This window comes from Halalkalibacter suaedae (assembly GCF_017939705.1).
Taxonomy (GTDB): domain Bacteria; phylum Bacillota; class Bacilli; order Bacillales; family Bacillaceae_D; genus Halalkalibacter; species Halalkalibacter suaedae.
Map to the genome: position 1 here is coordinate 577,679 of NZ_JAGKSQ010000002.1, position 15,338 is coordinate 593,016.

The following is a 15,338-nucleotide window of genomic DNA, read 5'->3' on the forward strand; positions in this document are numbered from 1 at the left end:
TGTATTAATAATATCAATTTATTTCTCTAAACAATATTTCATCTACTAGTTCATACCTTTTTTCATCAAATGCCTGAATGCCAGCTGGCGTTAATGTAAAGAAATAGCCATTTGCATAAACACTTCGTTGTACGGAATCTTCATAGTTTTCATATACTTGATTACCACTATTCTCAGCTATCAAGCTTGCTACTTGCTCAATTCCTTCTGTTGTAATCTGATAAACCATTGCTCCTTGGCCATCAAAGTTCCAGCTTTGGTCGCTTGTCGACCCATTTACATTATAAAGATTGATCGGAAAGGCATAAAGTGGCTTCTCTGGGTGAATAGTCAATGCCTTATGGTTATGAAGTGCCTCCGAATACGTGCCTTCCCCACCAATAACTTCGACAAAGGTTTCCTTCGGGTTATGAAAATCGGTTACATCGAAAATAGAAATTTTCATTCCATCTTGACGAACGATCGGTTCTTCACCGAGAGTTGAAGATTTCACCAGCTTAGTTTCAACACCAATCCCAAACAGATGATTCTCATCAATCGGATGGAGGTACGTACTAACACCAGGAATTTTCAACTCACCTAGTACCTCTAGCTTGGCTGGATCTGATGCGTCAATTACAAAGAGCGGGTCCATTTCACGAAAGGTGACCATATAGATCATCTCCCCCATAAATCGAGCAGAGTAAATCCTTTCGCTCGGTGCAAGATCACCAACATGACCGATCTGACTTAGCTTTTCGTCCAAAATATAAACATGATTCTTAGACGTCTGGTCTCGATCCCAGGCATTCCCCTCCGTCGTTGCAATTCGGAAGTTCCCTTCAAACTCATCCATCGAAAATTGATTTAACACGCTCCCCTCTACACTACCAGAAGCAATAAATGGAACATCCATTCCGTCTAAAGCAAATTTATAAATATCAGTGTTCCGAGTTCTATCGTCGTTTTCCCATGATTCCTTCGCTAGATACAGATGCTCCTTCGACATATACATCTGCCCACCTGCACCAACATAGGCTTCAACATTTGCTGATTTGGTTGGATTATTACTATCGATAGCTGTAATGATCGTAAATGAAGGCTCTTCACTGTTTGGAATTCGAGCAATGTCTTCAAGAGCAACTTCCTGATACTCTTCTCCATTAAATACTATTGGCTTCACCCGAGGTTCTTTCCCACCTAGGTTTGGGTAGTAGCTCGTAACATAATATAAAAATCCATTAATCATTCGAGCACTAATTAGATGTCCCTCCGTAGCTGATACACCCAACAGTTCTGGTGCCGTACGGTCAGACACATTATACATATAGGCAACGGTCATCGAACTCCCAATTAGCATTTCTCGTGATTCCGTTCCTAGCACAGTATTTTCCTCCCACTTCATACCGAGCACAACAAGCGTATCTTCTTTTAAAAACAAATCCGTTGCATGAAAGCCTTGTTCATTCGAAATCGTTGAAGTGAGGTTCATTTCTTCGGGATTTTGTATATCTGTAATGACGATTCCTTCATCTGTAACATGATAGATATACGCCCCGTCCGTCTGAACGATGTCGGATTCCTCGACATCATTTACTTGATTATTAGTTTCTGAATGATTTCTTGCTCCAGAAGAACTTCCTGACGATTCTAAGGCAGCTGAATCTTCTGTCGCCGTTGTTGTTTCTTCTTCTCCTCCTCTATTTACATTGCTTGAGTAGACATTTTCAACATAATCAGAGAGCTCATCATCTGAATTAAAACGAGGCAACTCTTCATGAACGATTAAAGGGATGTGTCGATCCCCACGCAATGAAAAACCAAACAGAGATTTAATATCATTGGAAATATGCAAGGTATATCTGTCTTTATTGCTTTTCCACTCTCCACGTCCCAGATCCATCCAGACCGTCCTTCCATCCTCAGACAATTTAACCTCAGTCGGAACAAGACTTCCTTTTTCATCTGTCATATAAATGGTGTCTGTTGAAACAGTAGTAGGATCTATTGCTGACGAAAGCTGAACCGGAAAAGGCTGTCCCAAAAGTACATCCTCCCCGTCAACCGAAGCCGTCGGAATTAATTGAAACCAACCAACCATCGCCAAAAAAACGAGAATCAACCCTCCACAGAAGAACCATATCGTTAATTTTTTCATTTCACACCCCTTGTGATTGTTCTATTACTTGATATAACGAGAGAATGTTGTGAAAGGTTGCAAGGATTTGGGATTTCTATTTAATAAGGGCCTGAAAAGTACCATTTATGGAGGGACTAAGATTGGAAGTTGTAAGCCAGAGTGAAGACTTTTTTAGCTCTGAGTAGACAAATTTTAATCTAGCCACTACCCACGTCAACAAGATAAATAAATAAACAAACACAGCCACTCCATTTGAAGTGACTGTGACAATAACACACATACTAGCAGGCGGAACGTTCCCACCCTTGCAATGAGCAAATTTGTCCATCGGAAAAATCACACACTTTGGGTGATAACAGCCTTTTTACCCTTACTTCTGATTACAATCACTCGTTGTAATACAATAAATAATAACAGCAAGACACCTATCGCAATTTTGGTCCACCATGAGCTTAATGTTCCTTCAAATACGATAATGGTTTGGATTACACCTAGAATAAGGACACCAAAGACACTACCAATCACATAACCGGCTCCACCAATTAATAAAGTTCCACCGATTACAACTGCAGCTATTGCATCTAGTTCCATTCCATTTGCATGAAGTCCATAGCCTGAAAGCATATAAAAAGTGAACACCAAGCCAGCAAGTGAAGCACAGAAACCACTGATCATATAAATAATTATTTTCGTCTTGCCTACAGGAAGACCCATTAATATCGCAGATTGCTCGTTTCCACCAATAGCATAGACATTACGCCCGAATTTAGTATAATGAGCAACATAATAGGCAATGGCGACAACAATGAGAGCAATTACGACATTGATAGAAATAAAGTGTTCTCCTATTGGGATTCTTGAGCTAGCCATAAAACTGAAGAAGTCATTATCAATAGCAATTGTTTCAACACTTATTAAATAACTAATTCCCCTTGCTAGAAACATTCCTGCCAAAGTAACAATAAATGGCTGCAGATTGAAAAAATGTATGAGACAACCTTGTCCTAAACCAATTAAAGAACCGACAAGTAAACAAAGTGGGATCACAAACCACGGGGACAATTGTGCGTTCATAACTAAACTTGCCGCAATCATACTAGTTAATGCAATAACTGATCCGACAGATAAATCAATTCCACCTGACAAAATCACAAAGGTCATACCAATTGCAACAATGATTAAGAAAGCATTATCAATGAACAAATTCAGAAACACTTGCCCAGAGAAAAAACCAGTGTAGCGAAAAGAGCCAAACGTATACATCATCACAAATAATGAAATTGTTGCAAGTAAAGGAAGCTGCTTATAGTTCATTTTACCGTTCATCATGATAGGGTTGCCCCCTTCTTGACGACTTCCTTTTTCTCTTTGCTAGATTGGAAGATGGTCATTATCTTTTTCCTAAATTCAGGGGATTGAAGCAGACAAACTATTAACACTACAATAGCTTTCACAACAAGGGTTGTTTCAACTGGGATTCCAATTGTATAGATCGTTGTCGTAAGGCTTTGAATAATTAAGGCACCTACTACTGTTCCCATTAAGAAGAATCTTCCACCCATGAGTGAGGTTCCTCCAATAACCACTGCTAAGATAGCATCAAGTTCATACCAGAGTCCTGCGTTATTTCCATCAGCACTTGCCACATTCGAGCTTAAAATTAACCCGCCAATCCCGGCACAAAGACCAGAGAAAATATAGACCATTAAAATGATGTTTTTTGAATTGATTCCCGTTAATCGACTTGCTACAGGATTCGCACCGACTGATTCAATGAATAACCCGATCGCCGTTTTACGAGTTAGATAGATTGCCATTCCTAATACGAAGACGACAATAAAAATGGATACCGGTAGCATAAACAGATGTCCACCACCAATAAATGTATATGGCTTATAATAAACAGTTGTAATTTGACCACCGGTAATTAATTGAGCAACCCCTCTTCCAGCTACCATCAATATAAGTGTAGCAACAATTGGCTGCACTCCAATCCGAGAAACAAGTAGTCCATTCCAAATACCAGTCAACATCGATACCCCTAGAGCAAAAAGAATGGCAAGAAAGAAAGGAATAAGAGTTTCATCAGATGCTCCAACGACCGTCATAGCGGCAACTGCACCAGACATCGCAACAACAGATCCTACACCTAAATCAATACCCTTAGTAGCAATAACAAGTGTCATACCAATCGAAATGAGCATTAAAGGTGCACCGCGATGAAGGATATCAATGAGACTACCAGTTAATCGCTCATTCCTGACTTCAATTTTAAAAAAGCTAGGGTCAAAGATCAAATTAACAAGTAAAATTAAAATCAAGATTACGAGTGGCCAAAATAGTTTCGATTTCATCATCTTAGTTCACTCCTCCGGCCATTTGTTTCATAATCTCCTGCTCGGTAACTGATTCATTGTTTTCAATTTCGGTCACCTTTTCTTGGTCCCTTAATATAGCGATTTTCTCACAAGTACGTAGAACTTCCTCTAGCTCAGAAGATATGAATAGTATTGACATGCCCTTCACACTTAAAGAGTGCATCAGCTTCATAATCTCAGCCTTAGCACCTACATCTATTCCTCTTGTTGGCTCATCAAGGATTAATAGATGAGGGTGAATAATTAACCATCTAGCTAACATCACTTTTTGCTGATTACCTCCACTTAAGTTTTTAATCAGTTGCTCAGGATTATTAGGATTAATATTTAAGAGAGATATATAGTCATTCGCAATCTCAATTTGCTTCTTTTTAGGAATATACTTGAACCATCCTCTTGTACCTTGTAGGGCTAAAATAATATTTTCACGAATCGTTAGGTCTGGTATAATCCCTTCTGCCTTTCGATCCTCCGAGCAAAAAGCAATCCCATGTGCAATCGCTTGTTTCGGGGAATGGAATCTCACCTTTTGTCCTTTGATCATCATTTCTCCGGAGTCAGCCTTATCAGCACCAAACAATACCCTTGCTAGTTCCGTCCTTCCTGAACCAAGCAATCCTGCTAGACCAACGATTTCTCCTGCATGTAGCTCTAAATTAAAAGGGCTAATGCTGCCTTTTCTCGCTAATTTCTTAACTTGCAAAAAAGCCTCTCCTTTTTCCTTTTGTACATTGACCTCGGCTTTAGAGCCAACCTCATCAAGCTTCTTACCAATCATTTTTGACACAAGCTCTATTCTAGGAAGCTCCTTTGTCATGTACTCACCAATTAAGCGTCCGTTTCTAAGGACAGTAATCCTATCCGTTATTTCATACACCTGATCTAGGAAATGACTAACAAATACAATTGATAATCCATCTTGCTTCAGCTGGCGGATCACTGCAAATAACTGATTAACTTCGTCTCGATCAAGACTAGAGGTCGGTTCATCCAATATTAATACTTTAGCTTTAACATTAAGCGCACGGGCAATAGCAATCATCTGTTGTATCGCAACAGAATAGGATGACAATAGCTGCGTAACATCAATTTTCAAATTCAATCTAAGCAGTAGTTCTTCTGCACGTTGATTCATTTCCTTCCAATGAATCCGTCCGTTCTTCATTCTTTGTCTACCGATAAATATATTTTCTGCAACTGATAAATTCGCACACAAATTAACCTCTTGATAAACTGTACTTATGCCGAGTTCTTGTGCTTCAAGAGGTGTTGTTATCTCTACAGGTTCTCCTTCGAGTGTCACAGTCCCGCCGTCAATCGAATAAACACCAGTTAACACTTTTATTAATGTAGATTTCCCAGCTCCATTTTCACCCATTAATGAATGCACCTCTCCTGGAAACAGACGAAAGTTTACGTTTGATAGTGCTTTAACACCAGGAAACTCTTTTGAAATACATTCCATTACAAGTCTTGGTGTTGGTTGATTTAGCATAGTCTCCCTCCTATTCTCTTTGTTACTAGTTGATAAATAAAGCCACATAAGTCAACGAACTTAGTCAGTTTGAGATGACTTGGTGTTGACCTAGTGGCTTTAATCATTCTAGACGTAATTAGTATTGACGAGTTGGAAGGAGTTCCGCCGCTTGATCCATTGTGTACATGCTTTCTTCTACAGCTACACGCTTTGGAATCTCTTCTCCTGCTAGATAATCCTCGATTAAGCCAACCATCTGGGGACCAAATAGCGGATTACACTCAACCGTGACATTCATTTTTCCTGCTGCCATTGCTTCAAATGCTCCTTTAACGGCGTCTACTCCAATAATGACAATATCTTCAGCTGGTTTAAGCCCATATTCTTCAATAGCTTGAATGGCACCGATTGCCATATCGTCATTATGGGCATAAAGAACATCAATGTTGTCACCATCAGATCTTAGAAAGGCCTCCATTACTTCTTTACCTTTAGCACGAGTGAAATCTCCTGTTTGTGATTTTATGATTTCGAAATTGGAATGCTCCGAAAGTACTTCTTCAAATCCTTCCTTCCGATCAATAGCCGGTGCAGAGCCTACCGTTCCTTGTAATTCAACAATCTTAACATCCTCTTGATCACCTAGTTCTTCAACTAACCAGTTACCAGCTTTCCTACCTTCTTCAACGAAGTCAGAACCTAAAAATGTCACCCAAAGTGAATCATCCTCAATATCAACTGAACGGTCAGAAAGGAACACTGGAATGCCTGCATCTTTTGCTTCCTGAAGCACCGTTTCAAACCCTGTTTCAACTACTGGTGAAAATACGATTGCATCAACTTTTTGTGCGATAAATGAACGAATGGCCTTAATTTGATTTTCTTGTTTTTGCTGACCATCGGAGAACTTCAATTCATGTCCTGCATCAGTAATGGCATCTTGCATTGATTTCGTATTTGCGGTTCTCCATTCGCTTTCCGCACCTACTTGAGAAAATCCGATCACAAGCTTTTCACTTGTAGTCGCCTCCGCTTCATCGCTATTGTCTGTTGTTGCTTCATCTGTTGTATCCGGTTCATCAACCGTCGTTCCTCCACCACCTGCATCATCTGAACCACAAGCACCCAAGAAAAGAATGAACATCAGTATCATAGAAAGAAATAAAGTTGAATGAAGCCTTTTTCTCATAAGAAAACCTCCCCTTTTTTTACCAATCCTTTTAAATTTTTCATTTGAATCGGCCTATCCTCATAATAAAGCGTTTACATTACTATTAAAATACAATTTTTTTCGAGAAAATGTTTTTTATTATTTAATCTTAAATGTAATAAATTAGTAAAATTGTGATATTATTTAAGGGAATTGTAATATCTTTTGATTAAGGATTTAATATATAAAAATGTGGTACCTATAGGAGTATGATTTTATGAAAGCGTTAACAAACTGGACTCATTTTTCTTTAAGGCTAAGGTTAATCATCATGTTTGTGATTGTCCTTTTCTGGCTTGCTGTCATTAACTGTGTGTTCATTTTTGTCTTCTTTGGCTATGTACGTGAGTATAACGGTATGATGACAACCATTACCCTCACTAACTCCATTAATGGTGAATTAAAGCAGCAATTAGACGAAGAAATTCGTGATATCGTTTATGGTAAAATCTCTTTTGACAAGGGGTCTCAGTATACTTTGTTAACAACGATGAATAATCATTTAGATCAAATTGAACGCGATGATCCTCTTATGCTATTTAAAGAAGAAATTAACAATGTACGTGAATCATTAGTAACAACGAAAGAGTATATCGATCAGCTCGGAGAAGAGATTAAGTTTAACGTGCCAGCAGAAAAAAGGAACATTACGTATGAATATATTACGATTATTACAGATATCGTTGATGATGAGGTACAAGAGCTTCTGCACTCTACTCTTCAAGTAAGTGAGCAATCAAAAAAAAATATTAACGAAAACATCAAAAGAGATATTATTTTTTATATTCTCATTTTCATAGCCATTATCATCGTCACAATCGTTTTCGCATGGCTTATTTCTAGTAATATGGTAAAGCCCATTCATCGTTTAAGGAAAAATGCAAATGAAATTGCACGAGGCAATCTAACAGTCGATGCTATTGTTCTCCCTTCCAAAAATGAAATTGGTGATTTATGTCGCTCCTATAATCATATGTCTAATAACTTAAAAGACATCATTCTAAATGTCAGAAGCACTAATGACTTAGTTACACTTTCTTCAAACGATATTCATCAAAGCATTAAGGAAAATCGTAAAGCCGGTGAAGAGATAGCTAACGCCTCACAAACTATTTCGCTTAATCTCCATCAACAAGATGAATTAGTTAAACAAGCCGTATCTACTTTTGATGAGGTGATCCTGAATTTCGAGGGAATTCTAGTAAAGACAAAGCAAATGCAACTCTACTCTAATAAGACAATGCCCATAGCTAATCAAGGAAATACAGATTTGAATGATTTATTACAACAGATGAAAACCATTCATCAGACAATTCAAGATATCCAGCAGGAACGTACTGAACGTAATCATTATGTTTATCAAATAGAGAAACAGATTAATATATTGAAATTAATCGGCCTTGAAGCAAATCTATTATCCGTTACTGTTTCTAATGAAAATACAGAAACCGATGATCGGACCAATCTAATAAGTATTTCTCGCCGCATTCAACAACTTGCCACAGAAGCAAATGATGCTTTTTTACTCTCTAACACGAACGCACCTGACCTCCATCAACACACACAAATGATCAACGAGAAAATCAATTTAGTTGAAAATCAGTTAATGAATAATGAGTTAGTCATCAACCTGAAGGATCATTTTAGTTCCATTCATTCAATCAATAGCTATGTTCAATCAATGCTAAATACAGTAACTGATGAAATGCAAAAATCCTTTGAAGATATGGATCGCATTCGAAATCTAATTAGAGAAATTGAAAACCGTTCAAATATAAGTAAATCAGAAGTTGTTAGCATTGCTGCAATGGGTGAGGAACAATTAACAACTTTAGAAGAAGTATCAGAAGCCTCTTATAAGCTAGTTGAACGAATCCAACAGCTGAAAGAAAACATCAGACGATTTAAAGTCTAAAAGTAGGTATCTATGAAACTAAAAAAATGGACGATGACAAGCTTACGTACAAAAATGCTCGTAATGTTCGTCTTACTCACCGTTATCCCACTTATTTTTGTCGGAGTCGTTTCCTATGTCAAAACATATTCAATTATTTTAGAAAAGTCCAAATCCCTTGCCCAACTAGAGGTTAATCAAATCAGTTCAGAGATTGATGAAATTTTTCAAGATAGTATACGTTTCAGTGAACTAGTAAAACAGGATCAAGCAATCAACGGTCTGACAGCTCGATGGATTGATAGCTCCGAAGATGATCAAGACTTGTTAAATATGTTTACGCTTTACAGAAAGAGTTATCCTTCTAGACATATTTTAGATATTAGTATCATTAGTTCAACTGGGAAAATTATCAACGAACAAAGGGGTGTTTATCAGTTAACATCAGTACCCCATCAAAATCCTTTTTTAAGACATTTGTTTGAACAGCCTACATCTACCCTAATCAAGCATACGATAAAAAACGGCTTTCCTGTGTTCTTAGTAACGACAAAGATTGAAGATGAACTCACAAACGAGACAATTGGCGTAATTGAAATGATACTAGACGCCAAAGTCATTATGACGATCCTTTCAACTGCTAAACTCGGAGACAGTGGAACCTTTCATATTGTAACAGAAGCAGGAGATGCCCTAATTTATCCTGCCAAAAATGAAGAATTGATTGCTACAACTAATACTGGTGAAAACAAGGACGATCATGAATTTCCTTCTCCCTCCAATTTAACTGTTTCTAAAACATCTGAATTGACTGGATGGAAAATTATTGGTCAGGCACCATTGAATGAAGTGATGCATGAGGCATATCAGATTAGAAATCTTATTTTCATTACTGTCTTATGCAGCATTATCTTTCTTGTAGGACTTTACTTTTTTATTTCGAAAAAATTCATCCACCCCATTCGAGCATTGAAAGATAAGATGTTCCAAGCTTCTTTTGGAGATTTGGATGTCCAGATCTCCAATTACAAAGAGATGGATGAAATCTCTGAACTTAATAGTAGTTTCAATCAAATGATCAAAAAAATTAAATCATTGCACAACAAAACTATTGAAAAGCAGAAACAGTTAAAGGCAGCAGAATTTAGAGCGATGCAAGCTCAAGTAAGTCCTCATTTTTTGTATAACACACTCGACACCATTATTTGGATGGCTGAAGCAAAGAATACAGGACAGGTGATTGAAGTCACAAAAGCCCTCTCTCAATTTTTTCGGATTTCTTTAAGTAAAGGGAAAGATTGGATTACAATTGAAGATGAATTAACCCATATTCGTAATTACCTAATTATCCAACAAATCAGATATGAAGATATATTAGAAGTCACATATCATATAAATGAAGAGATCCTTCATTATAAAATTCTTAAGTTAGCACTCCAACCGCTCGTTGAAAATGCAATTTACCATGGGATAAAAAACAAACGAGGCAAAGGATTTATTCGTATTAAAGCTGACTTCACATCAGAGGGCCATATTCTAATTGAAATCATCGACAACGGAATTGGAATTAACGAGGAACGACTTAACCAAGTCCGCACACAATTAGCACTAGGTTTTCCTAGTAATCACGGCAACGGCGGCTTTGGCATGGTCAACGTCCAGCAGCGTATTCGACTCTTTTACGGTGCACCTTTTGGTTTATCGATTACTAGCTGGTATAGATCAGGTACTCGCGTGAGCCTAATTATTCCAGCAGAGAGGTGAAGTGATGAAAAAGGTATTTTTAATAGATGATGAGAAAGTAATAAGACAGGGAATTGCCAGTAGTATCGAATGGCAAAAGGAAGGATTTATTTACTGCGGGGATGCTCAAGATGGTGAACTCGCTCTTCCATTAATAGAGAAGCACCAGCCTGATATTGTTATTACTGATATTAAAATGCCTTTTATGGACGGTTTACAACTTAGTCGCGTCTTACGTGAGAACATGCCTTGGATTAAAATCATTATTTTAAGTGGACATGATGAATTTGAGTATGCTCAGGAAGCCGTTCGAATTCAAGTATCCGAATATTGTCTTAAGCCACTTGATTCAGCAGATTTATTGTCCATTTTACACAAAGTGTCATTACAAATAGATGAAGAATTAAAAGCAAAGCAGCAATTGAATGAATTAAAAAACCAAGCATTAAAACATGTCTCTATTTCTCAAAATAATTTCTTACAAGAGCTTTGTGAAGGTATTCATACTGCTGCTGATGCCATCAAACTGGCATCTCAACTTAAACTTGAACTAGCTTCTAGTCATTATTATCTATTAATAATTGAATGGGTTAGAAAGAATATAGACCTAACGAACTGGATTCAAGAAAATTATTCATGTCTCACTTACAATCGCAATGAGAATGAAAGCATTTATATTATGAAAGGTAATTCCAAGCAACAATTAGAAAATGAGTCAAAAGCAATCCGAGAAAAACTACTTCTTGAATCAGGCTCCCTCATTTTTGGATTCGGAAAGATTAAAAATCGTATTCAAGGTATAGCGGAATCATTTGAAGAAGCAACAACGATGAAGAACCATTCAGCACCTATCGATAGCGGCATTACAATGAAAAATCCAACCCTAATTGGGAATATTAATTCTGATCTTCACCTTATCAATCGTAACGAGTTAATTTTCTTTCTCAAATATGGTCAATCGGATAGACTAGCCGATTTTTGTAAAAAATACTCTTCCTATTTAGAATCTACTGCAATTCTAACACCCTTTATTATCTATTATTTCATCATGGATTTTACGATTACAGTCCTACAATATGTAAAAGAACAAGACAGTCCATCATCAAAAATAATTGAAGAAATCTCTTTAATTGAAATGAAGGCAGGTTCAATCAATGAGTATTCAGAGATACTAGAATATATGGAGTCTGTCTTACACCTCTATCTTCAATACAGAAATCAAACCAATAGCAAATTTAGCTCAATCATTCAACAAGTAAAAGACTATGTCGAGGAACAGTACAGCGATTCAAGCTTATCCCTCCAACTTATTGCTAAAAAAGTAAATGTTAGTGCCTCTTATTTAAGTCATATGTTTAGTCAAGAAACAGGCGAGACATTAATTGAATATTTGACGAAGACAAGAATTGAACGAGCAAAAGAATTGCTTAAGACAACAAATGATAAGACATTTGAAATCGCTCATAAAGTTGGTTATAGTGATTCCCACTACTTCTGTCATTCCTTTAAAAAGATGACCGGCATGACAACAAAGCAATTCAGACTACATGACGTAATGATGTCATAGATCAACACAATAATTAAACTTTATCTGTTTCATTCTCAATTCAAGCAGAAAAATAGAAATCTAAACCTAATTTGTATATGCTAGAGATATATCTACATATTGGAGGCGTTACGATGAACTTAACAGTCTATTTAGCTGGACAGATTCATGACAATTGGCGTGAAGAGCTCACAAAAAAGGCAGTAGAAAAAAATCTATCTTTAACATTTGTAGCCCCGCAAACGAATCATGATCGTTCAGACAATATCGGTGAGGACATTTTAGGAAAACAACCAGGAAATATTTATAAAGATGATGCTGCTTCTGATATTAATAATTTTCGAACTCAAGTGTTGATGCAGAAATCAGATATAGTCATTGCCTTGTTCGGAGAAAAATACAAGCAATGGAATACAGCGATGGATGCAAGTACAGCTATTGCGTTGAATAAACCGACAATTCTAATTAGACCTGAATCATTAATTCATCCACTAAAGGAGCTCTCAAACAAAGCAAACGTCACAGTTGAAACAGTGGATCAAGCCTTGGATGTAATTGGTTATATTTTTGAATAAAGTAAGTGCCGGGACATATCTAAAATGGCTGACTGACATCCTGACAAAGCACAACAAAGATAGATATTGGTGTGGACACCGTTCCTGGAATATACTTCTCTTTCCGCGGGAAGCCAAGATTTCATTTTTCAAGTAGTGGACATTTTGATCAAACTTCCAACCTGTCTACCAAGACTAAAGAAGCGAGACGACGACAGCTATTGTTATTTAGAGAAAGGGACCATAAAAAGTCACTTCGAACACGCTACCTGGATGAAAGGGGAGATCGAATTTCTCTTCTTTTCACAATTAATATCAAGACAATATTAACTTTCTTTAGGCTGCGATCGTAAAAAGTGTGTTGAACATAAAAACATTGTTAGTAGGTTCCATATACTACATAGATACAATTCAAAAAGTGGCGTTTATTAGCGTCATCGCTTTTGCATCCTGCGGGAGTCTCCGTTTACTCTATCCGCTAAGTCAACGGATTTATAGTTGATTCAGACAGTTATGTCCCTGTCTCATTTTTTTATTTATTAAGATTAAAACCCTCTAAATACAATTCTTATTCCTTCACCCGAGATACTGTCAGCCCATCTCCAATTGGTAGTAGCATTGATTCTAATTGGGGATGGTTTGCCACTTTTTTATTAAATGCCTTCATCGAGTCCGTATATCGTCTAATCCTTGCTGAAGGCTCTGCGACGCTACCTCCAGCAAGAGCATTGTCGGCTATAATTAATGCTCCTGGTTCAGCTAGTCGAATGCAGTACTCTAGATAATTCTCGTAATTTTCCTTATCCGCATCAATGAAGAAAAGATCAAATCGCTTTCCCTCTTTAGATAGGTTCTCAAGACTTTCCAACGCTGGTCCGGTTATGTAAGTGACTTGATTACCAAATCCCGCTTTTGTTAAATTGTTTTTGGATAGCTGTGCAAATTTTTCTTCTAGCTCAAGCGAGGTCAATCTTCCGTCCTTTCCAAACCCTCTTGCCAGACAGATCCCGCTATAGCCTCCAAGTGCACCAATCTCTAGAATCGTCACTGCTTTTGTCATCGAGACAAGCATCGTTAATAGCTTACCAGTAGAGGGCGAAACTGAAATGGAGCGCATCCCATTTTCTTTAATAGAAGTTAATACTTCTTCTAATAGATCATCCTTCTTGTAAAACACAGAATCGATATACCCGTTAATTTCCTTCATTCGTATTCCTCGCCTTCATTACTTTTTTCCAAACTCTCTCCATTTTTCTTTATTTCGATATTTTCTTTTACCTCGTCTTCGTGGATTTCAAATAGTTGTATAAACTCACTAATTACCATATCAATTGCTTTTAATTCACCAATTAATATTTGATTAATTGACTGAAATTCTGGTTCCTCTAACTGTTGCTTGATGGTTGCTCTCTTAACCTTCATCATTTCTAAAAAGGAGAGTGCTCGTCTTCGTCGGAACGTCTTTGCACCTCCACGATGATGGGAACGCCCCTTACCTATGTGTCGGCTATTGTGAGTATATTCCTCGTCTTTAAAATCACTTTCATTTTCTTGCTTCATATCATATCCTCATTTCCGTATACAAATGTATACACACGATAACAAACCAAGTGTATACAAACGCATACAGATCGTCAATGATCTTACTTAATTTTGTCGTCGTTTTAGAGCAAATAAGGCTGTGTTTCAAAAGATATGAATATACCTACTGAACACAACCCTAGCTACAATTTAGTCATAATATAAAACGAATAATAGCCTTCTCATCCGTCTGAGAAGACTTTTTCCACGTTCATTTCTGTGATATTCCCCTCCACCCTCTAGCTAATCATCTACTCGTCTTCAAAAAATGATTTCATTGTTCTTCCGTACTTAATTACTTCATAAATCGCTGTTACTGTTTGCTCTGGGGTCATCTTAGAATTATCAATGACATTCGTCCATTTTGCTTCGAGATAGGGTTCTCGTTCAGCAAGATGACTATCAATCCATTTCGGAACTGAACCTCTTCTCTTTTTTAAACGACGAGCAAGTTCTGAACGAGTCGGTGCGAGGGTAATATGAATAAACTCAACTCCATCCTCAGCCTGAATTGGTTTTAGTACTTCCTGCATTCTCTGATCTGAAAAAATCGTATTTCCCACAACGAAGATAGCTTCAGTACCTTCATCAAGTTTTTCTTTGATTAAATGGCCTGTGTTTTCTCTCGCCTTTTTCCATATCTCTAAATGATTTTTCGCTCTGAAATTAGGGTTTATTTCTTTGTACATAGCATCAATTTCAATTTTAAAAATATTATTGTTAAAATTGGATGCAATTGTTTCGTCTAATGTCTTTCTTACCGTTGTTTTACCAGCACCTGATGGAGCACTAATAAAAATAACTTTTCTCATCAACAAATCTCCCTTCCAGCGTCT

At 37.2% G+C, this 15,338-nt stretch carries 12 protein-coding genes; 4 read left to right on the plus strand and 8 right to left on the minus strand.

All coding sequences use genetic code 11. From position 1 onward, the window contains the following. Nucleotides 1-13: 13 nt before the first annotated feature. The 5 genes from J7W16_RS06925 to J7W16_RS06945 form a co-directional block, all read right to left on the minus strand. Complete coding sequence (locus tag J7W16_RS06925; RefSeq protein ID WP_210596539.1) at nt 14-2,137, minus strand: beta-propeller domain-containing protein; 2,124 nt, start codon at nt 2,135-2,137, stop codon at nt 14-16. 318 nt (nt 2,138-2,455) lie between these two features. Then, nucleotides 2,456-3,448 (minus strand): galactofuranose ABC transporter, permease protein YjfF, encoded by a 993-nt coding sequence (yjfF, locus tag J7W16_RS06930; RefSeq protein ID WP_210596540.1) that lies wholly within the window; start codon nt 3,446-3,448, stop codon nt 2,456-2,458. Next, complete coding sequence (locus J7W16_RS06935; protein WP_210596541.1) at nt 3,445-4,476, minus strand: ABC transporter permease; 1,032 nt, start codon at nt 4,474-4,476, stop codon at nt 3,445-3,447. Before J7W16_RS06935 ends, yjfF begins: the two co-directional genes overlap by 4 nt. Before the next feature lies 1 nt (nt 4,477). After that, the gene (locus J7W16_RS06940) at nt 4,478-5,992 is read right to left on the minus strand and encodes a sugar ABC transporter ATP-binding protein (protein WP_210596542.1); all 1,515 of its coding nucleotides are present in this window, start codon (nt 5,990-5,992) and stop codon (nt 4,478-4,480) included. Between the two features lie 118 nt (nt 5,993-6,110). Continuing rightward, nucleotides 6,111-7,163 carry an ABC transporter substrate-binding protein gene (locus J7W16_RS06945; RefSeq protein ID WP_246879878.1) on the minus strand — a complete coding sequence of 351 codons (1,053 nt, stop codon included), beginning with the start codon at nt 7,161-7,163 and terminating at the stop codon, nt 6,111-6,113. Between the two features lie 238 nt (nt 7,164-7,401). On the opposite strand from J7W16_RS06945, the gene J7W16_RS06950 reads away from it, so the two are divergent. The 4 genes from J7W16_RS06950 to J7W16_RS06965 all read left to right on the plus strand — a co-directional run bounded on the left by J7W16_RS06950 (nt 7,402) and on the right by J7W16_RS06965 (nt 12,942). Next, nucleotides 7,402-9,099: a methyl-accepting chemotaxis protein gene (locus J7W16_RS06950; RefSeq protein WP_210596543.1), complete on the plus strand. Its 1,698-nt coding sequence runs from the start codon at nt 7,402-7,404 to the stop codon at nt 9,097-9,099. Between the two features lie 12 nt (nt 9,100-9,111). Further along, nucleotides 9,112-10,842 (plus strand): sensor histidine kinase, encoded by a 1,731-nt coding sequence (locus tag J7W16_RS06955; protein WP_210596544.1) that lies wholly within the window; start codon nt 9,112-9,114, stop codon nt 10,840-10,842. A gap of 4 nt (nt 10,843-10,846) precedes the next feature. Further along, nucleotides 10,847-12,388: a response regulator transcription factor gene (locus tag J7W16_RS06960; RefSeq protein ID WP_210596545.1), complete on the plus strand. Its 1,542-nt coding sequence runs from the start codon at nt 10,847-10,849 to the stop codon at nt 12,386-12,388. A 113-nt stretch (nt 12,389-12,501) separates the two neighbouring features. Continuing rightward, nucleotides 12,502-12,942 (plus strand): YtoQ family protein, encoded by a 441-nt coding sequence (locus J7W16_RS06965; RefSeq protein ID WP_210596546.1) that lies wholly within the window; start codon nt 12,502-12,504, stop codon nt 12,940-12,942. Nucleotides 12,943-13,489: 547 nt separating this feature from the next. Here J7W16_RS06965 and J7W16_RS06970 read toward each other — a convergent pair. The 3 genes from J7W16_RS06970 to J7W16_RS06980 all read right to left on the minus strand — a co-directional run bounded on the left by J7W16_RS06970 (nt 13,490) and on the right by J7W16_RS06980 (nt 15,314). Continuing rightward, a complete protein-coding gene (locus J7W16_RS06970) occupies nt 13,490-14,128 on the minus strand; it encodes an O-methyltransferase (RefSeq protein WP_210596547.1) in 639 nt (212 codons plus the stop codon). Then, nucleotides 14,125-14,481: a hypothetical protein gene (locus J7W16_RS06975; protein ID WP_210596548.1), complete on the minus strand. Its 357-nt coding sequence runs from the start codon at nt 14,479-14,481 to the stop codon at nt 14,125-14,127. The genes J7W16_RS06970 and J7W16_RS06975 overlap by 4 nt, the downstream gene beginning before the upstream one ends. A 272-nt stretch (nt 14,482-14,753) precedes the next feature. Then, nucleotides 14,754-15,314 (minus strand): AAA family ATPase, encoded by a 561-nt coding sequence (locus J7W16_RS06980; RefSeq protein WP_210596549.1) that lies wholly within the window; start codon nt 15,312-15,314, stop codon nt 14,754-14,756. Nucleotides 15,315-15,338 lie beyond the last annotated feature (24 nt).

Bases quoted from the DNA above. Each gene is read 5' to 3' on its own strand.
- J7W16_RS06925 (WP_210596539.1), bottom strand. From the start codon at position 2,137: ATGAAAAAATTAACGATATGGTTCTTCTGTGGAGGGTTGATTCTCGTT.
- yjfF (WP_210596540.1), bottom strand. From the start codon at position 3,448: ATGATGAACGGTAAAATGAACTATAAGCAGCTTCCTTTACTTGCAACA.
- J7W16_RS06935 (WP_210596541.1), bottom strand. From the start codon at position 4,476: ATGATGAAATCGAAACTATTTTGGCCACTCGTAATCTTGATTTTAATT.
- J7W16_RS06940 (WP_210596542.1), bottom strand. From the start codon at position 5,992: ATGCTAAATCAACCAACACCAAGACTTGTAATGGAATGTATTTCAAAA.
- J7W16_RS06945 (WP_246879878.1), bottom strand. From the start codon at position 7,163: ATGAGAAAAAGGCTTCATTCAACTTTATTTCTTTCTATGATACTGATG.
- J7W16_RS06950 (WP_210596543.1), top strand. From the start codon at position 7,402: ATGAAAGCGTTAACAAACTGGACTCATTTTTCTTTAAGGCTAAGGTTA.
- J7W16_RS06955 (WP_210596544.1), top strand. From the start codon at position 9,112: ATGAAACTAAAAAAATGGACGATGACAAGCTTACGTACAAAAATGCTC.
- J7W16_RS06960 (WP_210596545.1), top strand. From the start codon at position 10,847: ATGAAAAAGGTATTTTTAATAGATGATGAGAAAGTAATAAGACAGGGA.
- J7W16_RS06965 (WP_210596546.1), top strand. From the start codon at position 12,502: ATGAACTTAACAGTCTATTTAGCTGGACAGATTCATGACAATTGGCGT.
- J7W16_RS06970 (WP_210596547.1), bottom strand. From the start codon at position 14,128: ATGAAGGAAATTAACGGGTATATCGATTCTGTGTTTTACAAGAAGGAT.
- J7W16_RS06975 (WP_210596548.1), bottom strand. From the start codon at position 14,481: ATGAAGCAAGAAAATGAAAGTGATTTTAAAGACGAGGAATATACTCAC.
- J7W16_RS06980 (WP_210596549.1), bottom strand. From the start codon at position 15,314: ATGAGAAAAGTTATTTTTATTAGTGCTCCATCAGGTGCTGGTAAAACA.